Source organism: Mesorhizobium sp. M1342 (genome assembly GCF_040317955.1).
GTDB lineage: Bacteria > Pseudomonadota > Alphaproteobacteria > Rhizobiales > Rhizobiaceae > Mesorhizobium.
The window spans coordinates 134,179-155,036 of record NZ_JAMYLI010000009.1 but is presented as its reverse complement, the minus strand read 5'-3'; the positions used below and the strand labels follow the sequence as shown (position 1 = coordinate 155,036).

The following is a 20,858-nucleotide window of genomic DNA, read 5'->3' as shown; positions in this document are numbered from 1 at the left end:
CGGCGCATTGCACCCCGAGATATTGCTCGTCGAAATATCCGGGATATTACTGCTCGCAATATCCGGCATTACGCCTTCGCCAGCCGCTTTTTCCAGGCGCGGATCTGCTTCCTCACTTCCGACGGCGCGGTGCCGCCGAAACTGATGCGGCTCTTGACCGAGTTCTGCACCGCCAGCACCGAAAATATGTCGGCCGTGATGCCGGAATTGATCGACTGCAAATCCTCCAGTGAAAGCCTCTCCAGCCCCACCTTCTTGTCTTCGGCCAGCGCCACCGCCCGGCCGGTGACATGATGCGCTTCGCGGAACGGCAGGCCGAGCGTGCGCACCAGCCAGTCGGCAAGGTCGGTTGCTGTCGCGTGGCCGGAGCCGGCGGCCTTCTTCATCGCGGCAGCGTTGACCGTCATGTCCGAGACCATGCCGGTCATCGCCGCCAGCATCAGGTCGAGCGTCTCGGCGGCGTCGAACACCGATTCCTTGTCTTCCTGCATATCCTTGCCATAGGTCAAAGGCATGCCCTTCATCACCGTTAGCAGGCCGACCAGATGACCGGTGACGCGGCCGGTCTTGCCGCGCACCAGTTCGGCGGCATCGGGGTTCTTCTTCTGCGGCATGATCGAGGAGCCGGTGGAAAACGAGTCCGACAGCCTGACGAAGCCGAACTGCGGCGTCGACCAGATGATGATCTCTTCGGCCAGCCGTGACAGATGCGTGGCGCAGATCGCGGCAAGAGCGAGGAACTCAAGCGCGAAATCGCGATCCGAGACGCTGTCGAGCGAATTGCGCATCGGCTCCCGGAAGCCGAGCGCCTTGGCGGTCCGGTGACGGTCGATCGGGAAGCTGGTGCCGGCGAGGGCCGCGGCACCGAGCGGGCTTTCGTCCATCCGCTCGATCGCATCGCGCACACGCGACAGGTCGCGCGAAAACATCTCGACATAGGCCATGCAGTGATGGCCGAAGGTCACCGGTTGTGCCGCCTGCATATGGGTAAAGCCCGGCATCACGGTCGCGGCATGCTCCTCGGCCCGCTCCAGCAGCGCCTCGATCAGCCCTTTCAACGCCTCGGCGACGCGAAAGCACTCATCCTTGACCCACAGCCTCAAATCGACTGCGACTTGATCATTGCGCGAGCGGGCGGTGTGCAGCCGGCCGGCCGCCGGGCCGATCAGATCGGCGAGGCGCGCCTCGATGTTCATGTGGATGTCTTCGAGCCGTGTCGAAAACTCGAAGCTGCCGGCCTCGATCTCTTTCAGGATCGTGTTCAGCCCGTCAGCAATTTTTTCTTGGTCGGCCGCCGAAATAATGCCCGTTTGCGCCAGCATCTCGCTGTGGGCGATCGAGCCTTTGATGTCCTGCGCATAGAGTTTGCGGTCGAAGGAGATAGACGCGTTGATCGCTTCCATGATCGCGGCCGGACCCGAGGCAAAACGTCCGCCCCACATCTGGTTGCTGGTTTTCTTGTCGCTCATGGCTATAACCCGTGCTTCGGAGCAGTTTTGAAAAAATGGCAGACGGTAGTAGATTCTTCCCGGCCCCGCGCCTGATCCTCGCCGCCTTGGTGGCGGGCGCGCTGGCGGGCGCGGTCGCGGTATATGTCAGCGAGAGCCGGTCTGGCAACAATGCACCGGCACAAGCTGCCGTGGATGAGAGCAAGGACGATGTCGCCTGCGCGGCCAAGAGCGACCGCGCCAAGAAAATCGCGGCGTCGGCCACCGGTGAGGTTGCGGCACTTTTGCCGGCCGATCCGCCACAATCCCTGAAGAGCCTTGCCTTCAATGGCCCGGACGGCAAGCCGATGACGCTTGCCGATCATGCCGGCAAGACGGTGCTGCTCAATCTGTGGGCGACATGGTGCGCGCCGTGCCGTGCCGAAATGCCGGCGCTCGATGCGCTGCAGAAGGAAAAGGGCAGCGACTCCTTTGAAGTGGTCGCCGTCAATGTCGATGCCGGCGACGATGTGAAGCCGAAGAAGTTCCTCAGCGATACCGGCGTCACGACGCTCGATTATTACCGGGATTCGACGATGGCGCTGTTCAACGACCTCAAGAAGCGCGGCCTGGCGCTAGGCCTTCCCGTTACCATGCTGATCGACGGCGAAGGCTGCCTGATCGCCCATATGAACGGCCCGGCCGAATGGTCGGGGCCGGACGCCAGGCGGCTGATCGAGACGGCACTCAAGCCCGAGAGTTTTTAAGCCCTATTGAGGACAGGCGCGGGTGCGAAGGCCAGAACGCTTCTGTCGCGCAAGGTGGCGGGTTTGCTGCCGACAGCGGGTGCGACGACACCGGTCAGCTCGCCGAATTCCTCGATGAGAGCTGGCCTGCCGATGTAATAGCCCTGGCCGATCTCGCAGGCTTCGGCGTCCAGGAATTTCAGTTCGCCGAGCGTCTCGACACCTTCCGCCAGAACCGGCAGGCCGAGACCGCGTCCAAGTCCCAGGACGGCGCGCACGATCGCCGCGACCTGGCCGTTCTTGTCGACGGACTTGATGAAGGAGCCATCGATCTTGATCTTGTCGAAGGGGAAGGCGCGAAGGTTGGAGAGCGAGGAATAGCCTGTTCCAAAATCGTCCATGGCGACGCGCACGCCCAGCGCCTTGACCTGCCGCAAGGTGGCCAGTGCCCGCGGCATGTCCTTAACAAGCGCCGTCTCGGTGATCTCAAGCTCGAGCCTGCCGGGCGCCAGGCCGGAATTCAGCAAGGTTTCGTGGACCTTGCGGCTGAAATTCGTGTTGTGGAGCTGCACCGCCGAAACGTTGACGGCCACCGTCAGCGGATTTCCCCAGCGGGCGGCTTCCTCGCAGGCAGCCGTCAGCACCCATTCGCCAATCTGGCCAATGGCTCCGCTGTCTTCGGCCACCGGGATGAATATGCTCGGCGACACGTCGCCGCGCGTCGGATGCCGCCAGCGGACCAGCGCTTCGAAGCCGACCATCTTTCCGCTGCTGATCTCTTTCTGCGGCTGGTAGACGAGGTAGAACTCCTGGCGTGCGACCGCCTGGCGCAGCTCGTGCTCCATCACGCGCTTGTCGCGGGCCTCGGCCCCCATCGAAGCTTCGAAATAACGGTAGGTGTCCTTGCCTTCGGTCTTGGCCCGGTAGAGTGCCGTATCGGCGTGGCTTATCAGGCTGGCCTGGTTCTCGGCATCCGATGGATACAGCGCTATGCCGATGCTGGCCGACACAAGGCCGCCGCCGACAGAAAGCCGGTTTTCCTCGCGCATGGCGGTCAGCACCGCGTCGGCGATACGGCCCGCCTCCAACGGGTCGGTCAGGTTCGGCGCGATGATGGCGAACTCATCGCCGCCCAGTCGCGCCACCATCTGTCCTTGGCGAAGAATGCCGGTAACGCAATGCGCAACCTTCTGCAGCATGGCGTCGCCCGCGCCGTGCCCATACAGGTCGTTGACCTCCTTGAACCGGTCGAGATCGAGCAGCAGAAGCGCAAGCTGGCCGCCTTTCCTGGTCCGGCCCATCGCAGCAATTTCCGTCTCCAGCCGGCCGGAAAAGCTGCGGCGATTGGCCAGTCCGGTCAATGGATCGAAATGGGCAAGCCGCAGGATCTCCTGTTCCGCCTTCTTGCGCTCGCGAATGTCGCGGACCGCGACCACGTTGTGCGGTTTGCCACAGTAGTCGATGCTCCTGGCGATCAGCTCGACAGGAATGCTCGTGCCATCGCGGCCGCTCAATTCGGCCTCCTGCGGCTGTTCGCCGAAGCCTGACATGTCGGATCCGAAGAGATCGCCAAGCTGCATTCCGTTCAGCGTCGCTGTTGCGATGCCCGTCAATGTCGCCATGCTGTCATTGGCACTGATGATGCGGTTGCCGTCGCAGACGATCAGCCCCTCCACGGCGGCATTGGCCAGGCCGTGCATGCGGTCGACCTCGAGCTTCTGGCGACGGAAGCGCAAATCGATCCACAGCGCCGATGCCGACAGGACCAGAATCACCAATGTGGCGGCGGCGGCGGCGAAAGCCTGCGAGGTCGGCTCGATCGTGTATTCGGATATGACGATCGAGGGATCGGGGAAGATCGAGACGGCACCCATGCCGATGAAATGCAGGGTGCAGATTGCCAGCGTCAGCAGCACCGCGCCGCCGGATGTCGCCTTCAGGGAGGGGCGGCGCTGCACGACACGCAGCGCCAGCGCCGCGAGCGTTACGCCGGCCAGAAGGGAAACGGCGACAAGCAACAGGTTCCACTCGATGCGGCCCTGAACCTCGAACGCCGCCATACCAATGTAGTGCATGGCCGCGATACCGCCGCCCAGCACGGCGCCGCCGACGAGATGATAATCGAACTCATTCCGCAAGGTGGCGATCCACATGCCGGCTGCCGTCAGAGTGACCGAAGCAGCGAGCGAAAGCACGGAGAGTGCGGGATCGTAAGCACTGGGTATGCCCGGTGTGAATGCGAGCATGGCGATGAAGTGCGTTGCCCAGATGCCGAAGCCGGTCGAAGTGGCCGCGATCATCAGCCAGGCAAGCCGGTTCCGATCGGTGGAGCGGCTTATGTGATGAAGCAGGTTGACGGCAGAGAAACAGGAAATTCCGCAGATCAGCGCGGCAAGTGCGACCAGTCTCAGATCGTGTTCGTTGACGATACAATTGTAGACCGTCAGCATTTTATTTCACCTGATCTTTGGAAATAAACAGGGCAGCAGGATTGAGTAGCGCGTTGCCGTTGAGGGATCGATAAAGTCGCCTGCAACCTTGGCGTGTCTCTTCGGGTTGCGGCGGCTGCAATCAGGGCTGACACGCCGAAGCCAGCTTGGCAGTTCCGATGGTAGTTCCTGGCGCGCTTGTCGTCGCGCTAAGCCGGCTAACCGTGTGGCTTTCCATGTCTCAAAGCGGAGGCGAGGGTGGCGTGAGGTAAAGGGTGAAGTTCGTCGATCTGCAACAAAACCGTTGTCTGATTGTCACGAGCGACACATATTGCCTTTGCGGGAGTGCCCCTTTCGCCAATGACAAACGGGAGATGAAACATGAAGTCCTTCGGCTTCGCGGCCGGTGTTGCCGCCACCTTTATGCTGCTTTCCTCAACCTCCGCTTTTGCTGTCACGCAGATCAGTTGGTGGCACGCCATGACTGGCGCCAATGCCGAAGTTGTCGACAAGATCTCCAAAGATTTCAATGCCAGCCAGAGCGACTATGAACTCGTTCCGGTGTTCAAAGGCACGTATCCCGAGACGCTGAATGCCGGCATCGCCGCCTACCGCGCGGGCCAGGCGCCCGATATCATGCAGGTGTTCGACGTCGGTACCGGCGTGATGATGGCAGCCGAAGGCGCAATCAAGCCGGCAGCCGATGTGTTGACCAGCGCTGGAATGACCTTCGACAAGAGCCAGTATCTGCCAGGCATAGTCGGCTATTATTCGAAGCCGGACGGCACCATGCTCTCCTTCCCCTACAACTCCTCCTCGCCGATCCTTTATTACAACAAGGATATCTTCAAGAAGGCTGGTCTCGACGTCGACAGCTCACCCAAGACCTGGAATGAGGTGTGGGAAGACGCCAAGAAGATCAAGGCGAGCGGCGCAGCCGCCTGCGGCTACACCTCGACCTGGCTGACCTGGATCCATCTGGAGAATTTCGCGGCCTGGAATGACGTGTCATGGGCCACCCAGCAGAACGGTCTGGCCGGCGGCGATGTCGAGCTCAAGATCAATGCGCCGATTTTCGTCAACCATTTCCAAGCGCTCGCAGACCTCGCCAAGGACGGCACCTTCAAATATGGCGGCCGCACCTCGGAAGCCAAGCAGATATTCCTTGCGGGCGAATGCGGGATCATGACCGAATCCTCCGGCGGACTTGGCGATATCGTCAAGTCCGGCATGAATTACGGCATCGGCCAATTGCCCTATGACAGCGACGCCAAGGGCGCGCCGCAGAACACGACGCCGGGTGGCGCCAGCCTGTGGGTTTTCGCTGATAAATCCGACGAGGAATACAAGGGCGTCGCGGCCTTCTTCGCCTACCTGTCGAAGACCGAGGTGCAAGAATACCTGCACCAGAAGTCGGGTTACCTGCCGGTGACGCTGGCGGCTTATGAAGCGACCAAGAAGTCCGGTTTCTATGACAAGAACGTCGGTCGCGAGACCCCGATCCTGCAGATGACGGGTAAGGCGCCGACCGACAATTCCAAGGGCGTACGTCTGCCGAACCTGCCGCAGGTGCGCGATATCCAGAACGAGGAGTTCGAGAAGATGCTCGCCGGCCAGCAAACCGCACAGCAGGCGCTCGACAATGCGGTTACGCGTGGCAATGCGGCGATCAAGGAAGCGCTGGGGAATTAGAGCGAGCGCAGGTCCTTGCTCTACGGCGCACCCACCTGTCCTGCCAGGCGTCTCCCCTCGGCGAGGGGAGTTTTGCCGTCCCTTGCGATTTCGCCAATGCTCGATGACGCCAACGCCGAAACGCTCATCAAAGCCATCTTGGCGAAGAGGGGTGCCACATGGTGCCGCCCGCCTCATCACCTCGGAGTGGCTCCATGACCCCTCGCGTCGTGTTTCCCAACAAGGTCCTTCCCTACCTGCTTGTGGCGCCGCAACTGGCCATCACGCTCGTTTTTTTCTACTGGCCGGCCGGTCAGGCGTTCTACCAATCCATGCTCAGGCAGGACCCGTTCGGACTGAGGACCAAGTTCGTCTGGTTCGCCAATTTCAGGAAAGTGCTTGCCGATCCGGCCTACCTGAACTCGATCAAGGTCACGGTGGTGTTTTCCCTTGCGACCGCTATCGTCGCCATGTGCGTGGCGCTCCTGCTTGCGGTCATGGCAGAGAAGGTGGTGCGCGGCAAAGGTCTTTACCGCACGCTCTTGATCTGGCCCTACGCAGTGGCGCCGGCGATCGCCGGTATGCTGTGGCTGTTCCTCTTCAACCCGTCGATCGGGTCGCTGGCCTACATGCTGAGGAGTTTCGGCATCGCCTGGGATCCACTTCTCAACGGCACCCACGCCATGATCCTGCTGGTGTCCGCCGCTGCCTGGAAGCAGATCAGCTACAATTTCCTGTTCTTCGTCGCCGGCCTGCAGGCGGTGCCGAAAGCCTTGATCGAGGCGGCGGCCATGGACGGCGCCGGCGAGACCAAGCGATTCTGGACCATCGTCTTCCCGCTGCTTGCGCCGACGACCTTCTTCCTGCTGGTCGTCAACACCGTCTATGCCCTGTTCGACACGTTCGGCATCGTCCATGCCGTCACCGGAGGCGGTCCGGGCAAGACGACTGAGACGCTGGTCTACAAGGTATACAATGACGGCTTCGTCAATCTGATCCTCGGTGACTCGGCGGCGCAGTCGGTCATCCTGATGGTCATCGTCATCTCGCTCACGGCCATCCAGTTCCGCTATGTGGAACGCAAAGTCCATTACGGCTGAGGGCGAGCGATGATCGGCCAGTCACCGCTCCGCACCGTCATCGCCCACGCCGTGCTGATCCTCGGCATATTGATCGTTGCCTTCCCGATCTACTACACGTTCGTTGCCTCGACGCAGCCGCTGCAAACGATCCTCAGGCCGCCGTTGCCGCTCCTGCCCGGCGATCAGTTCTGGAACAATTACACCGAGGCGCTGTTCGGCGGTGTCGGTCGCATCGGCGGCGTCAGCGTCGGTCGATTGCTGCTCAACACCACGGTCATGGCGCTCGGCATCGCGGTGGGGAAGATTTTCATCTCGATCCTGTCGGCCTATGCGATCGTGTTCTTCCGTTTTCCGCTGCGCATGGTCTTCTTCTGGCTGATCTTCATCACCCTGATGCTTCCCGTTGAGGTGCGCATCCTGCCGACCTACAAGGTGATGGTCGATCTCGGCATGATCGACACCTATGCCGGCTTGATCATCCCGCTGATCGCCTCGGCCACCGCCACATTGCTGTTTCGACAGTTTTTCATGACCATTCCAGGTGAGCTGGTTGAGGCGGCGCGTGTCGACGGTGCGGGGCCATGGCGCTTTTTCTTCGATATCCTGTTGCCGCTGTCGCGGACAAACATCGCGGCGCTGTTCGTCATCCTCTTCATTTATGGCTGGACGCAGTATCTGTGGCCGCTGCTCGTCACCAACAGCAGCAACATGAACACGATCGTCATCGCGCTCAGAAAGATGGTCTCCTTCGCCGATGCCGATACGCAATGGCACCTGGTCATGGTTACAGCGATGCTGGCCATCGTGCCGCCGATCCTGATCGTGGTGCTGATGCAACGCTGGTTCGTTCGCGGCCTGGTCGATTCCGAAAAGTGAGAAGCTGATGGCGACCGTCGATCTGAAGGATGTGAAGAAGGTCTACCCCAGCGGTTTCGAGGCCGTGAAGGGCGTTTCAATCGCAGTTCCCGACAGGCAGCTTTGCGTGCTCGTCGGCCCATCGGGTTGCGGTAAGTCCACGCTGCTCAGGATGATCGCCGGGCTCGAAACCATCTCCTCGGGAACAGTTGCGATCGACGGCAAGATCGTAAACTCAATCGGTCCAACCGAGCGTGACATCGCCATGGTGTTCCAGAACTACGCGCTCTATCCGCATATGAAAGTCTACGACAACATGGCCTATGGGCTGCGCAACCGCGGCACGCCGAAAGACGAGATCGACAGCCGGGTCCGCGCGACGGCGAAAATACTGGAACTTTCGGCGCTGCTCGACCGCCGCCCGCGGGAGCTTTCCGGCGGCCAGCGCCAGCGTGTCGCCATGGGTCGTGCCATTGTGCGCAACCCGAGGGTTTTCCTGTTCGACGAGCCGCTCTCCAATCTCGATGCCAAATTGCGTGGCCAGATGCGCGTCGAGATAAAGAACCTGCAACGCTCGCTTGGCGTCACGTCGGTCTATGTCACGCATGACCAGCTCGAGGCGATGACGTTGGCCGACATTCTCGTCGTCATGAATGCCGGACTGGTCGAGCAGATGGGGGCGCCGCTCGACGTCTACGAAAGACCGGCCTCGACCTTCGTCGCTTCCTTTATCGGCGCGCCGCCGATGAATCTCCTGGCACTGACCGAAGGCGCGTCGGGCGCGGTGCTCGCAGACGGCACGGCGATCGCTTTCGCACCTCGGGAGGCAAGAGCTGCGACCCTCGGTTTTCGGCCCGAGGATGCCGACGTCACCTTCAATGCGGAGGCGCCGTCCGGCGCGCTCGTCCTGCCGGCGCTGGTCGAGGCAGTCGAACCGGTAGGCGCTGAAAGTTTCCTTCACTGTGCGGCAGGCGGCAACCGCATCGTCGTGCGTGTCGCGGGTCGCGCCACCGCCACGGTTGGCAACCAATTGCGCGTGGTTGCCAAGGCAGAAAAGCTGCACTGGTTCGATCAGGCAGGAAAGCGCGTCGGTTAACCGCATACGGCGTTCAGGCGAAGACATGCGCCTTTCCCGATACGGTCAGCCGGACGATCTCGCCGACCGCCGGCGCGTCCATGCCCGGTTTGCGCAGGACCAGCGGCGTGTTGCCGATCGCGGCCGCATCGGGCGGATCGGCATTGTTCAAGAGCCGCACCGCGACCGTGCACATCGAGCCGGCGAATTCGGATTCCGTCACTTCTCCGAACAGCATGTCCGAGGTGCCGGACATGCCCTCGCGCGAGGTTCTCTTCAGCGCGATCTGCTCCGGGCGAAGCATGATGCGGGCGATATCGCGGCTGTCATTGGTGTCGACCGCGATGCGGCCGAGCGGCGAGTTGGCGAATCCATCTGATATCTTGGCCGGCAGGATGATGGCGTCGCCGAGGAATTCGGCGATCATCCTGTCCTTCGGCTTGAGATAGAGCTCGCGCGGCGTGCCGATTTGCGAGAACTTGCCGTCGCGCATCACCGCGACCTGGCTGGCAAAGGACAGCGCCTCGGCCTGGTCGTGCGTCACCAGGATGGTGGTGATGCCGGCGGCCTCCAGCAGCTCGGCCACCGCCTTGCGCATCGAGGCCCGCAGGCCGGTATCGAGCGCCGAGAACGGCTCGTCGAGCAGCATCAGCCGAGGCTTCATCGCCATGGCGCGGGCGAGTGCCACACGCTGCTGCTGGCCGCCGGAAAGCTCGTGCGGGCGACGTTTGAGGATCGCCTTGTCGAGCCCGACTATATAGGCGAGCTCGACAATGCGCTCAGCGCGCTTGTCCTCGCTGCGGCCCATACCGAAACCGATATTGTCGCCAATGGTCAGATGCGGAAACAGGGCACCATCCTGCGCCACCACGCCGATGCCTCGCCGATATGCCGGCACCGCAGCGCCGCCACTGGCCAATATCGTACCGTCGAGCGTGATGTGCCCCTGGTCCGGCGCCTCGAAGCCGGCAATCAGCCGCAGCAGGGTCGTCTTGCCGCAGCCGGAAGGACCGACAATCGCCGTGCGGCTGCCGCTGGCGACGTTCATGTCGACGCCGGCAAGGGCCGACACCGGGCCGTACTGCTTGTGCAGGCCGCTGATTTCGAGAAAGCTCATCGTCCGGCCATCCGTTTCGACTGGACATAGAGCAGCCAGGTCAAGGGCAGCGACATCGCCACCATGATGAAGGCGTAAGGTGCCGCGGAGGCATAATCAATCTCACCACTGTAGGACCAGAACGCCATCGCCAGCGTGCGGGTACCGTTGGGCGCCAGCATCTGGGTGGCGGTCAGTTCGTTCATGATGCCGAGCGCCACCAGCGCCATGCCGGCCGCGGCACCAGGCGCCGACAGGCGGATCGTCGTCGACCACAGCGCCTGCAGCGGCGGCCGGCCGAGGCTGGAAGCGGCGCGTTCGAGTTCGACCGGCGCCTGCGCGATCGACGCCCGCAGGCTGACCAGCGCGCGCGGCAGGAACATCAGCGCATAGGCCACCAGGATCGTGAACAGGGTCTGGTAGAGCGGCAGCGCGATGCGCACGGTGATGGTGACCAGCGCCAGCGCAATGACGACGCCGGGCAACGAGCCGACAATGTAGTTGCAGCCCTCCAGCAGGCGCTGCAATGGCCCCGGCGCGCGGATCGAGATCCAGGCCATCGGCATGGCGGCGACGGTGGCCAGCAAGGCGCCGGCGAGCGCCAGGAACAGCGTCTGCCCAAGCGCCAGGCCGATTTCGTCCAAGCGCCAGACAGCGGCGCCGCCGGCGGCAAGCCAGCCACCGATGGTGACGAACGGCACGCCGAGCGCCAAAAGCGTGGTGACGACAAGCAAGAGCAGGCTAGGGATGGTGGCGCGTCCGAGGCTCGTGCGTTGCTGATGGCGCGCCGCACCTGAGCCGACGCGGGCATAGCGCTCCTCACCGCGCACCAGCACTTCGAGGCCGAGCAGCACGAAGCAGCAACTGACCAGCACGCCGGCCAGCATGTTGGCGGCCGGTCCGTTGAAGGTCGACTGGAACTGGTCGACGATCGCCGTGGTGAAGGTGTCGAAGCGGATGAAGACATAGAGGCCGTACTCGGCCAGCAGATGCAGGCCGACCAGCAGCGAGCCGCCGCAGATGGCGAGCCGCAATTGCGGCAGCACGACCCGCCAGAACACGCGCCGGGGCCCAAGGCCGAGTGCGGCGGCGGCGTCCTCGAGGGCGGGATCGAGACGGCGCAATGCCGCCGACACCGGCAGATACAGGAACGGGAAATAGGCGATCACGGAAACCAGCACGCCGGCCCACAGGCCGTGCAGTCCCGGCACCATGGTGATCCAGGCATAGCTGTGCACGAAAGCCGGGATGGCGAGCGGCGCCACGCATAGCCAGGCCCAGAGCCGGGCGCCCGGCAGGTCGCTGCGTTCGGTCAGCCAGGCCAGCGCAACCGACAGCACGATGGTGATCGGCACGGAGAGCGCGACCAGCAGGACAGTGTTGACCAGAAGCTCGCCGACACGCGGCCGGAAGACCAGCGCCGAGACGGTTTCCCAGCCGGTCTGCACCGCGATCCAGATGATGAAGGCGAGCGGCACCAGCGCCAGCAGCGCAACGAAGATGGCGGCGAGGACCAGCCAAAGCGGTGCGCGTCGCCGGGCCCTTCGGCCTGTGCCCGAAGGCAGGCCCGAACGCGCGAGATCGACCGCGGACTGCATCAGGTCAGACGCCGTGCCGCTGCCGTCCAGCGGCAGCAATTGAAGGACCGCGATCACGGTCGGGAACACAGCGTGTCGTCATCGACGAATGCCATCTCGAAAAACAAAATCACTCCCGCGGAAGGCGAATTCCCGCGGGAGCGTGGTCGGGTGTCCTTTTAGGACGAATGGCAACTAAAGCAAGCCGGCTGCCGTCATCAGGTCGGTGACCTTCTTGGAGTTCAGCGTCGTGGCGTCGACCTTTGGTGCCTGCAGATCGACGAGCGGCACCAGCTTCGGGTTGGACTCCGCACCCTTGCCGACCGCGTATTCGAAGGAATCGCCGGTCTTCAGCACGTCCTGGCCGCCCTTGCCTGTCAGCCATTTCAGGAAGGCCTGGGCTTCCTTCGGATGCTTGCTCGAGGCCAGCACACCGCCGCCGGAGATCGAGACGAACGCGCCCGGATCCTGGTTCTTGAAATAGTGCAGCTCGACATTCTTGCTGTTTTCGCCGGTCTTGGCCTGATCGCCGAAGTAGTAATAGTGATAGATGACGCCGCCTTCGATCTCGCCGGCATTGACCGCCTTCATCACCGTGCTGTTGCCCTTATAGGCGGTGAAGTTGGTTTTCATCGCCTTCAGCCAGTCGGCGGTAGCGGCTTCGCCCTTGAGCTGGAGCAGGGCACTGACGATGGCCTGGAAATCGGCGCCTGACGGGGAGGCGGCCCAACGGCCCTTCCAGCTCGGATCGGCGAGGTCGAGCATCGACTTGGGCAACTGGTCGGCGGTCAGCTTGGTCTTGTTATAGGCAAAGACCGTGCTGCGCGCTGCGACGCCGACCCATTTGCCGCTGGCCGGCTGATAGTCCTGGGGAACCTGTGCCAACGTGTCGGCGTCGACCGGCGCGAACAGGCCGGCCGTCTCGACCAGCACCATGGCCGGCGAGTTTTCCGTCAGGAACACGTCGGCCGGCGAAGCAGTGCCCTCAGCGACGATCTGGTTGGAGAAGTCGCTGTCGCCGCCATTGCGCACGGTGACCTTGATGCCGGTCTCCTTGGTGAAGCCTTCGGCCCACGCCTTGGTCAGGCTTTCGTGCTGGGCGTTGTAGACAATGATGCCATCATCTTCCGCCATCGACGGGCTGGCGATCAGCATGATTGCCAGCGCGGTGGCGCCGGCGAGGGTGGAAAGAGCGTATTTCATGTCATTGTCCTAAAGTTCGGTTGGCACCGGCTCACCTACCGATACCTGACAGCCTTAGTCAACATTGGTGATCTGCTTCAATCGGCCGCTGAAGCACAAACGCTTGATATCGGGCTCACAATTCCAAGTGATGAAGTGACGCGAATGGCGTGCCGAATTCAACCCGATGGTTGATAGGCCGACCGGATGAATGGGGCGGCTTGCAGACCGTGGAAAAGCACCGAATGCCGCCTGACGACCCTGGGAAGATCCAAGCACCAGCCTTTGGCCTGCGTGAACAAGGCCTCCAGCAGTACAGCCATTTCTAACCGGGCGACGTGTTGACCCAGACAGGCATGCAGTCCGGTGCCAAAGGCAAGGGCCGACGAAATGCCGGAACCCAAATCCAACCGGTCGCCCGCCGGAAAAACAGAAATGTCTCGATTGGCGCTCGCCAGCACGGGTACGACGGCCTGCCCGGCTTTTATGGTTGCGCCACCAAACTGCAAATCTTCCGCGGCGATACGCGCTCCGGCATAGTGAACCGGAGCGCAAAAACGGAGCAGCTCTTCGGCTGCTGAAAACCAACTGACTTTCCCATCTTCAAGCAGCGAAAGCTGTTCTGGGAAGCGTGCAAGCGCGACCAGCGCATTGCCGAAGGTATCGACGACTGTCGCCTGCCCGGCAAAGAGCAGGAATACGATGTTTGCAATGACATCGTCTCTCAGCCAGCGGCCAGCCTCGACTTCGGCAAGCATCTGAGCTGAAATACCGTTTGGGCGCACAGTACCGTGTTCTATCACGCTGGATACCCATGCCTCCAATCGGCGGCAGGCATCGTTTGCGTCTTCGTCTACGCCGCCGGCCCTTATTTCCAGGGCGTTGGCCATAAGCTGTGCGTCGGCGCCAATCCGCCAGGGATCGTCCATGTCGATACCAAGGATCTGTTCCAGGCCTGAAAACGATAGCGGCAGGCCTATATCACGAACCGCGTCGAACTCCGGTTTTTGTACAGCTGCCTGCGTAAGTTCCGACGCTTTGGCCGCAAGCCGGTCGAACAGCCCGTTGCTGGAGGAAAAGCTTAGCGAACCAGCCAATGGGCGGCGCAGGCGCATGTGCCGCGGCGGGTCGGACAGCAGCATGGAACGGGTCAACAGGTCCAGGGCCGGATTGGCGCTGATCTTTTGCCTGACCTCCTGATAGGCGCCCGGCGGTGCCTGCAGCAACAGCGGGTGTTTCAAGGCCTGGGAAACAAGCGCATGGCTGAACACGTAGAAGGCTTCACCGACCTCGGGATAAGGAGGTTTGCCCCAACTGGCGCCTCCTGAACTCCGACGACGGGCGAATTCGGGAAACGCATCGCTGCCATGGGCAATGGGGTCAAATAGATCAGCTTGATCTGTCATCGGGCAAGATCGACAGCAAAGATAACGCGAAATCCGCCGGAACTCATGTCTTCAGGTAGAAAATCGGACGCGAGATGTAGAAATTCGCACCGGAGAACACGGTTATAGAACCGCAGTAGCGGATCCCTCGTTATGGATTCCACCGAAGGCATGACACCGGTCCGGTGCCAATCGTCGATGGTCCGACGAAATTCCGGATCCGGCCGAACCTTGTCGGGCAACTCGTCCTGTGCTCCCGCGTAGGACGGGCAACGTCCGTCGCCGACCAACCAACGCGCACCGACCTGCCGGCCATGGTCAGACATTTGCGACAACAGGCGGCGTGCCATGTCGGTGCCGCGGAATTCGGGTCGCACACCAAGATTGTAAACGTAGAGTGACCGTGCAGGTTGGCTCCTGACAAGCGAAGAGTAGGCGGAGAAGGTCTTGGGGAACCTTCCCGTATCGTGCGGATCTTGGCTGGTTTCCACGAAGCAGATCGCGCCGGCAACAAGGTTCTCAACCATGGCCAGGATCATTGTATGCCCGAGCGAAAGCCGGTGGTGAATTGTTTTTTCGCTGGCACCGAGTCGTCCCCAGGCTGCGGCCTCCATCGCGGCCATGCCCGGAACGTCGTCTGCCACAAGTTGTTGAACTACGATCATCTTCATCGTCGAAAGGCCGCTCGTAGTTGCGATATCGAATCGATAATTTTCTGATACCAGCTGTTGATGGGTGCATGAGTAGGGGCGGGTTGTCTCATGATCTTCTATGTTTGCCATCGCTTGCATGCCTATACCCTGGCAAGCCTGCTACTCTATTTTCGAACTGATTTGCAGGATTCTGTGCGCTTTGTCCCCTATGACGAACGGGCGCATCTGCTTGAGATTTCCAGAGGCACCGTTCTTTGGACGGATTTGGACCGACTGAGCGAAGCAGAGATTGAAGCATGCTCCAATCTCAGCCAGCGAATGGAGTCGCAGCAGCCTGATCTGTTTCAACTCAACCATCCGCGAAAAAGCCTTCAGCGTTTCGATCTATTGCGTATGCTGTTCGCGGACGGCATCAATGATTTCAATGTATACAGACCCGAAATTCTGCCGGCGGGAATGCGTTTTCCTGTGTTTCTGCGTGACGAGACGGGCGCCGCTTATAAAGTGCCGCCGCTGTTGCAATCGCCGGCGGAACTCGGCGAGGCGCTCTCGAACCTGGGTACGATGAATTTTGTTCGCCCCATGGTGGTGGAGTTTGGAGCAAAGGCTGGTGCCGATGGCAGCTACCGAAAATACTCGGCATATCGGATCGGCGAGCGCAGTTATGCGCAACACTGCTTCGCCAGCAAGGAGTGGTTCATAAAGGTACAGGGAGGCGGTATGTCGGGGCAACATCGGGTCGAGCATACCGCCTTTGTGCGCGACAATCCGCATGCGGTAGAGCTGATGCCGATTTTCGAGAAGGCGGGGATCTCATATGGCAGGATCGACTACACCATTGTCGATGGTCGCATCCAGGTTTTCGAGATCAACACCAATCCCACTGTATTGAACGACCCTCCCACACCCTTCGACAGATATGATTCGTTGCCTTACGCCAACATGCATGCAGATGCCTTGGCACAGCTGCCATATGCTAACGATCCCCTATCCACTCCGGATATCGATGAGACACATCTCCAGATCTTGGGCCGCCTGAGAAACAAGTACCGTCGCAGACGAATGAAGCTGACCGTTCGAAAGGGCTTCAGGTCTTTCCGGGATGCCATGTTCGGCGCCAAGCCTTGAGTTCAAGAACAAGAGCGCGGGGCAATATCGCACTGGCGATCGGCGCGCAGTGTGCAGCAAACTTTCGTGATTTGCCGACAGTTTGGCTTGGACATTATTTCGCCGGCCACGTAACAAATCAGCGCCGAGACGCGAAATTCGGGGGAGTGAACTCTTGTGAGCGGCAAGGACGAGGCCGAACTTTCCCGGCTGATGCGGGCCGCGATCGCAGGAGATGAAAGGGCTTACGCCGACTTTCTGCACCGGATTGCCGCGCTGGTTCGCGGTTTTGCCAGGCGCAAGATCGTGCAGGGCGGGGTCGATCCCGAGGATGTCGTGCAGGAAACCTTGCTGGCCATTCATGTAAAACGACATACTTGGCGCCAGGATGCGCCGGTGTTGCCGTGGATCTACGCGATCGCCCGCTTCAAGCTGATCGATGCGTTCCGGCGGCGCGGACGGCGCATCGAGATCGATGTCGACGATATCGCCGAGACGTTCGCCGAGCCGGAAACCGAGACCGTCAGCGAGCGAGACATCAACCGGGCATTGGACAGCCTGTCGCCGGCACAGCGCTCCGTGGTCTCGGCCGTGTCGGTGGAAGGGCGGTCCATCGGTGAGACGGCGGCGAAGTTCGGCATCAGCGAGACGGCGGTGCGTGTGTCGCTGCATCGCGGACTTGCCGCGATAGCCAAGCGATTCGGGCAGGGGCGGTTCGGGCGGGAATGACATGAGGACGGACGATCTCATCAGGGCGCTGGACGCCGATGCAAGCAGCAAGGCGATGCCGCTGCAATCGGCCTGGTGGCTGGCCGCCGGTGCGGGGGCGGTGATCGCGGCCATCGTTTTCCTGCTGACCATCGGCCCGCGCCCAGACTTCATGGCGGCCGCGCACACGATGCGCTTCCTCTCCAAATTCGTCTTCACCATCGTGCTTGCCGTCAGCGCCTTCGCCCTGATCCGCGCCTTGTCGACACCGGGTGCCTCGACGGGCCGGGCAATGGCCTGGATGGCCGCGGCGCCAGTGCTGGTAGCCGTGGCGGTGCTTCTGGAGCTTTTCATGGTGCCGGAGGCGCTGTGGGGTACACGGATGGTCGGCAACAACATGATGTTCTGCATGGGCTTCATCCCGCTGATCGGTATTGGCCCGCTTGCCGTCTTCCTGTGGATGCTGCGCTATGGCGCGCCGACACGGCCGGTGCTTGCCGGTGCGGTGGCGGGCCTGCTCGCCGGCGGGCTGGCGGCAACCTTCTATGCCGCGCACTGCTTCGACGACTCGCCGCTTTTCGTCGCCCCCTGGTACACGATAGCGATCGCAGCGCTCGCATTGCTCGGTGCGCTCGGCGGACGGTTTTTCATACGCTGGTAGCGTTTCGTAACGATCGCGGACCCGTGCACCGATCCTTAATCATGCCGGCAATTGTTTGCCGGTTGGCGACCACGCCGGCATGCCGGACGCAACCTTTCCTTAAAAACGATCCGCCAAGGTTGATGCGAGAACATGCGTTTGCGCACGGGGGTGGCACGTATCGTGATGTGGCGAGGATTGACCAGCCGAGAATCTCTTGGGCATGCAGGGTTGGCGTTGCTCGTCGCCGGCTTGGGCGTGCTGGCGACCTCGATCCTGCTTTCGCGCCTGGACCTCGGCACCGAAGCGTTGAAGCTCTGCCTGCAGATCGCGGTGGCGATGGCGGTGGGCGCGCTGTTCCTCGCCGCCCTGTCCATACGCAGGATCAGCAGGCATCGCCAGCAGATTGCCGAGAGCGAACTGCGCTTCCGCCGCGCCATGGAGGATTCGGCGATCGGCATCGTGGTTGTCGGTCTCGACGGTCGCATCCGCCAGACCAATCCGGCCTTCGCCGCCATGCTTGGCTACACAAGCGAAGAGATCGAGGCGCTGACTTTCTTCCAGATCACGCATCCCGACGATCTGCAGATCGGGCGGGAGACGATGGACGATCTGAAGGCGGGCACGGTCAATTCCTTCCACTTCGAGAAGCGCTATCTCAGGAAGGACGGAACGCCCGTCTGGGCCCATCTTGCCGGCTCGGTCATTCGCGATGAGACCAGCGGCCGTCCGCTCTATCTCGTCTCCCAAATCGAGAACATCGACGCGCGCAAGCAGGCCGAGGCGCGCATTGCCGAAGCGGAAACGCGTTGGAATTTTGCTCTGGCTGGTGCCGGCCAAGGCGTCTGGGACCTCGACATGCGCAAGGGCGGCACGACCTATTCCTCGACCTGGGTCAAGATGCTGGGCTATGCGGATGGCGAGCTCGATGGCGACACCGACAGCTGGCTGACGATGATTCATCCCGACGATCGCGAGACTGTCGCCGAAGCGGATCGCGCTCATCTCGAGGGCAAGACACCGTTCTTTGAGGCCGAATTCAGGATGCGCCACAAGGATGGCCACTGGATGTGGATACTCGACCGCGGCAAGGCTATCGAACGCGACGAGGATGGACGGCTGATCAGGGCCATTGGCAGCCTGACCGACATCACCCGTCGCAAGGAGGCCGAAGAGCGCCTCACTGTGTCGGCGGCAATGCTTGCCGATGAAAAGGAGCGGCTGAGGGTGACGCTGCAATCGATCGGCGATGCCGTCATCTGCACCGATGCCGCAAACCGCGTCACCTTCATGAACCCGGTCGCCGAAAAGCTGACCGGGATTGCCGGCGGCGAGGCTCTCGGCAAGATGCTTGGCCATGTCTACTGGGCGGTCGACGAGGAGACGGGGCACAGGATCGGCGTCACCCGGCCCGCGATTGGCGTTCATGCGCCCGCCGACCAGAACAGCCGCGCCGTCCTGATCCGGCGCGACGACACGCGCTGCAGCATCCGCCAGGTCGTGTCGCCGATCATCAACGAACGGAACGAATTCTGCGGGCTGGTCATCGTCTTCCAGGACTTTACCGATGCGCGCGCGCTGCAGCGCCAACTGGCGCACGCCGCGGCACACGACGCGCTGACCGGCCTTGCCAATCGCTCGAGCTTCATCCGCGCCATGGAGGGCCTGGTCGGTCAGGCCCGCAAGGACGGCACCGCCGACACGAGGAAGTCGACCGGCGACACGACAGAGTCGGTCGGAGCCAGCGGACATCAGTTCATGTTCATCGATCTCGACCACTTCAAACTGGTCAACGACACGGGCGGCCACGCGGCGGGAGACGCGCTGCTGAAGCGGGTTGCCGTGGCGATTCGTGGCGTGCTTGGTCCAGACGATATCGTCGCTCGCCTCGGCGGCGACGAATTCGCGGTCATTCTGAAATCGGGTTCAGCAGCCGGTGCCAAGATCGCGGCGCGCTCCATCATCGATGCGATCGGCGGCCTGGACTTCACCTGGGACGGCCGTCCTCACGTGATCGGCGCCAGCATCGGACTGGCTGCGATCAATGCCAATTGCGGCGAGGTCGACGAGATCATCGCGAGAGCCGATGCGGCCTGCTATGCGGCCAAGGCGGCCGGCCGTGGCTGTGTCTCCGTGGCGCCCGACGCACGGATCGTGGATGGCCGGACAGAGCCGCTGGCCGCGGCCTCCTGATCGAGCCTGTCACCGCCGAAAGGCTTGCCCCTGATTTGCGCCGACGATGCGCTCAGCGCGTCGGAACGGGATGCTCGCCGCGATAATCGTAAAAACCGCGCCCGGTTTTGCGGCCGAGCCAGCCGGCCTCGACATATTTCACCAGCAGCGGGCAAGGACGGTACTTCGAGTCCGACAGGCCGTCATGCAGCACCTGCATGATCGACAGGCAGGTATCGAGCCCGATGAAATCGGCCAGCTGCAGCGGCCCCATCGGATGGTTGGCGCCGAGCCGCATGGCGGTGTCGATGGCGTCGACCGAGCCGACACCCTCATAGAGGGTGTAGATCGCCTCGTTGATCATCGGCAGCAGGATGCGGTTGACGATGAAGGCCGGAAAATCCTCCGAGACCGTAATCGTCTTGTCGAGTTGCTTCACATAGGTCTTTGCCGCCTCGAAGGTCTGGTCCTCGGTGGCGATGCCGCGCACCAGTTCGACCAGCTTCATCAGCGGCACCGGGTTCATGAAATGTATGCCGATGAACCGCTCCGGCCGGTCGGTCTGCGCGGCAAGCCGCGTGATCGAGATCGACGAGGTGTTGGTCGCCAGGATGGCTTCGGGATTGAGCTGCGGACAGAGCTGGGCGTAGATCTTGCGCTTGACCGTCTCGTCCTCGGTCGCCGCTTCGATCACCAGATCCGCGCCGGCAAGATCGGCCATCGCGGGCGCGGCCGAAATGCGGCCCATCGCGTCGTTGCGCACCTTCTCGTCGAGCTTGCCGGACCCCACCTGGCGGGCCATGTTGCCGCTGATTGTGGCGATGCCTTTCTCGATGCGGTCGGGCGAAATATCATAGATCAGCACCTTGTAGCCCGAAAGCGCGGAGACATGGGCGATGCCGCCGCCCATCTGGCCCGCGCCGATGATGCCGATCGTCTCGATCTTGCTCATTACACCGATCCCGTCCTGAGCCCTTCCGCTTGAACTGCGAAAGCGCTCCACCTTTTTATTTTACCGCAATTCCCTAGGGAAAGCGCTACGCGCTTTTCCCG

17 protein-coding genes are annotated in these 20,858 nt (G+C 62.0%); 9 read left to right on the top strand and 8 right to left on the bottom strand.

The genetic code is table 11. From position 1 onward, the window contains the following. Window positions 1–68: 68 nt before the first annotated feature. Window positions 69–1,469, bottom strand: coding sequence for an argininosuccinate lyase (gene argH, locus NKH06_RS11600; protein ID WP_128304649.1), 1,401 nt, complete (start codon window positions 1,467–1,469; stop codon window positions 69–71). A gap of 35 nt (window positions 1,470–1,504) precedes the next feature. On the opposite strand from argH, the gene tlpA reads away from it, so the two are divergent. After that, window positions 1,505–2,194 carry a thiol:disulfide interchange protein TlpA gene (tlpA, locus tag NKH06_RS11595; RefSeq protein ID WP_128304648.1) on the top strand — a complete coding sequence of 230 codons (690 nt, stop codon included), beginning with the start codon at window positions 1,505–1,507 and terminating at the stop codon, window positions 2,192–2,194. Here the strand turns inward: tlpA and NKH06_RS11590 are convergent. Continuing rightward, the gene (locus NKH06_RS11590) at window positions 2,191–4,623 is read right to left on the bottom strand and encodes a sensor domain-containing diguanylate cyclase (RefSeq protein WP_128304647.1); all 2,433 of its coding nucleotides are present in this window, start codon (window positions 4,621–4,623) and stop codon (window positions 2,191–2,193) included. The genes tlpA and NKH06_RS11590 overlap by 4 nt on opposite strands. A 360-nt stretch (window positions 4,624–4,983) precedes the next feature. Between NKH06_RS11590 and ugpB the strand changes: the two genes are divergently transcribed. From ugpB to NKH06_RS11570, 4 genes are all read left to right on the top strand, one after another. Beyond that, window positions 4,984–6,294: a sn-glycerol-3-phosphate ABC transporter substrate-binding protein UgpB gene (gene ugpB / locus NKH06_RS11585; RefSeq protein ID WP_352893105.1), complete on the top strand. Its 1,311-nt coding sequence runs from the start codon at window positions 4,984–4,986 to the stop codon at window positions 6,292–6,294. A 194-nt stretch (window positions 6,295–6,488) separates the two neighbouring features. After that, the gene (gene ugpA, locus NKH06_RS11580) at window positions 6,489–7,373 is read left to right on the top strand and encodes a sn-glycerol-3-phosphate ABC transporter permease UgpA (RefSeq protein WP_027038135.1); all 885 of its coding nucleotides are present in this window, start codon (window positions 6,489–6,491) and stop codon (window positions 7,371–7,373) included. 9 nt (window positions 7,374–7,382) lie between these two features. Further along, window positions 7,383–8,231, top strand: a complete 849-nt coding sequence (ugpE, locus tag NKH06_RS11575; RefSeq protein WP_352893104.1) for a sn-glycerol-3-phosphate ABC transporter permease UgpE — start codon at window positions 7,383–7,385, stop codon at window positions 8,229–8,231. Between the two features lie 7 nt (window positions 8,232–8,238). Then, window positions 8,239–9,306: a sn-glycerol-3-phosphate import ATP-binding protein UgpC gene (locus NKH06_RS11570; RefSeq protein ID WP_352554422.1), complete on the top strand. Its 1,068-nt coding sequence runs from the start codon at window positions 8,239–8,241 to the stop codon at window positions 9,304–9,306. A 13-nt stretch (window positions 9,307–9,319) separates the two neighbouring features. Here the strand turns inward: NKH06_RS11570 and NKH06_RS11565 are convergent, their stop codons facing one another. From NKH06_RS11565 to NKH06_RS11545, 5 genes are all read right to left on the bottom strand, one after another. Next, window positions 9,320–10,402 carry an ABC transporter ATP-binding protein gene (locus tag NKH06_RS11565; protein WP_352893103.1) on the bottom strand — a complete coding sequence of 361 codons (1,083 nt, stop codon included), beginning with the start codon at window positions 10,400–10,402 and terminating at the stop codon, window positions 9,320–9,322. Next, window positions 10,399–11,979 carry an ABC transporter permease gene (locus NKH06_RS11560; protein WP_352554458.1) on the bottom strand — a complete coding sequence of 527 codons (1,581 nt, stop codon included), beginning with the start codon at window positions 11,977–11,979 and terminating at the stop codon, window positions 10,399–10,401. The genes NKH06_RS11565 and NKH06_RS11560 overlap by 4 nt, the downstream gene beginning before the upstream one ends. A gap of 174 nt (window positions 11,980–12,153) precedes the next feature. After that, window positions 12,154–13,161: an iron ABC transporter substrate-binding protein gene (locus tag NKH06_RS11555; RefSeq protein WP_023811123.1), complete on the bottom strand. Its 1,008-nt coding sequence runs from the start codon at window positions 13,159–13,161 to the stop codon at window positions 12,154–12,156. A gap of 158 nt (window positions 13,162–13,319) precedes the next feature. Further along, entirely contained in the window at window positions 13,320–14,546 is a 1,227-nt protein-coding gene (locus tag NKH06_RS11550) for a cytochrome P450 (RefSeq protein WP_352441721.1), read from the bottom strand. Next, complete coding sequence (locus NKH06_RS11545) at window positions 14,543–15,196, bottom strand: hypothetical protein (RefSeq protein WP_352441720.1); 654 nt, start codon at window positions 15,194–15,196, stop codon at window positions 14,543–14,545. Before NKH06_RS11545 ends, NKH06_RS11550 begins: the two co-directional genes overlap by 4 nt. Before the next feature lie 90 nt (window positions 15,197–15,286). Between NKH06_RS11545 and NKH06_RS11540 the strand changes: the two genes are divergently transcribed. The 4 genes from NKH06_RS11540 (at window position 15,287) to NKH06_RS11525 (ending at window position 19,826) form a co-directional block, all read left to right on the top strand. Further along, the gene (locus NKH06_RS11540; protein ID WP_352441719.1) at window positions 15,287–16,306 is read left to right on the top strand and encodes a hypothetical protein; all 1,020 of its coding nucleotides are present in this window, start codon (window positions 15,287–15,289) and stop codon (window positions 16,304–16,306) included. Window positions 16,307–16,462: 156 nt separating this feature from the next. Further along, on the top strand, window positions 16,463–17,014 hold the full coding sequence (locus tag NKH06_RS11535; RefSeq protein WP_127379999.1) for a sigma-70 family RNA polymerase sigma factor: 552 nt from the start codon (window positions 16,463–16,465) through the stop codon (window positions 17,012–17,014). Window position 17,015: 1 nt separating this feature from the next. Further along, window positions 17,016–17,654: an NrsF family protein gene (locus NKH06_RS11530; RefSeq protein WP_352441718.1), complete on the top strand. Its 639-nt coding sequence runs from the start codon at window positions 17,016–17,018 to the stop codon at window positions 17,652–17,654. 210 nt (window positions 17,655–17,864) lie between these two features. Continuing rightward, the gene (locus tag NKH06_RS11525; RefSeq protein ID WP_352441717.1) at window positions 17,865–19,826 is read left to right on the top strand and encodes a PAS domain S-box protein; all 1,962 of its coding nucleotides are present in this window, start codon (window positions 17,865–17,867) and stop codon (window positions 19,824–19,826) included. A 52-nt stretch (window positions 19,827–19,878) separates the two neighbouring features. Here the strand turns inward: NKH06_RS11525 and NKH06_RS11520 are convergent, their stop codons facing one another. Then, on the bottom strand, window positions 19,879–20,757 hold the full coding sequence (locus tag NKH06_RS11520) for a 3-hydroxybutyryl-CoA dehydrogenase (protein ID WP_013529423.1): 879 nt from the start codon (window positions 20,755–20,757) through the stop codon (window positions 19,879–19,881). Between the last annotated feature and the right edge of the window lie 101 nt (window positions 20,758–20,858).

Excerpts from the sequence above, each read along its gene's own strand:
- argH (WP_128304649.1), bottom strand. The coding sequence starts at position 1,469 with ATGAGCGACAAGAAAACCAGCAACCAGATGTGGGGCGGACGTTTTGCC.
- tlpA (WP_128304648.1), top strand. The coding sequence starts at position 1,505 with ATGGCAGACGGTAGTAGATTCTTCCCGGCCCCGCGCCTGATCCTCGCC.
- NKH06_RS11590 (WP_128304647.1), bottom strand. The coding sequence starts at position 4,623 with ATGCTGACGGTCTACAATTGTATCGTCAACGAACACGATCTGAGACTG.
- ugpB (WP_352893105.1), top strand. The coding sequence starts at position 4,984 with ATGAAGTCCTTCGGCTTCGCGGCCGGTGTTGCCGCCACCTTTATGCTG.
- ugpA (WP_027038135.1), top strand. The coding sequence starts at position 6,489 with ATGACCCCTCGCGTCGTGTTTCCCAACAAGGTCCTTCCCTACCTGCTT.
- ugpE (WP_352893104.1), top strand. The coding sequence starts at position 7,383 with ATGATCGGCCAGTCACCGCTCCGCACCGTCATCGCCCACGCCGTGCTG.
- NKH06_RS11570 (WP_352554422.1), top strand. The coding sequence starts at position 8,239 with ATGGCGACCGTCGATCTGAAGGATGTGAAGAAGGTCTACCCCAGCGGT.
- NKH06_RS11565 (WP_352893103.1), bottom strand. The coding sequence starts at position 10,402 with ATGAGCTTTCTCGAAATCAGCGGCCTGCACAAGCAGTACGGCCCGGTG.
- NKH06_RS11560 (WP_352554458.1), bottom strand. The coding sequence starts at position 11,979 with ATGCAGTCCGCGGTCGATCTCGCGCGTTCGGGCCTGCCTTCGGGCACA.
- NKH06_RS11555 (WP_023811123.1), bottom strand. The coding sequence starts at position 13,161 with ATGAAATACGCTCTTTCCACCCTCGCCGGCGCCACCGCGCTGGCAATC.
- NKH06_RS11550 (WP_352441721.1), bottom strand. The coding sequence starts at position 14,546 with ATGACAGATCAAGCTGATCTATTTGACCCCATTGCCCATGGCAGCGAT.
- NKH06_RS11545 (WP_352441720.1), bottom strand. The coding sequence starts at position 15,196 with ATGAAGATGATCGTAGTTCAACAACTTGTGGCAGACGACGTTCCGGGC.
- NKH06_RS11540 (WP_352441719.1), top strand. The coding sequence starts at position 15,287 with ATGATCTTCTATGTTTGCCATCGCTTGCATGCCTATACCCTGGCAAGC.
- NKH06_RS11530 (WP_352441718.1), top strand. The coding sequence starts at position 17,016 with ATGAGGACGGACGATCTCATCAGGGCGCTGGACGCCGATGCAAGCAGC.
- NKH06_RS11520 (WP_013529423.1), bottom strand. The coding sequence starts at position 20,757 with ATGAGCAAGATCGAGACGATCGGCATCATCGGCGCGGGCCAGATGGGC.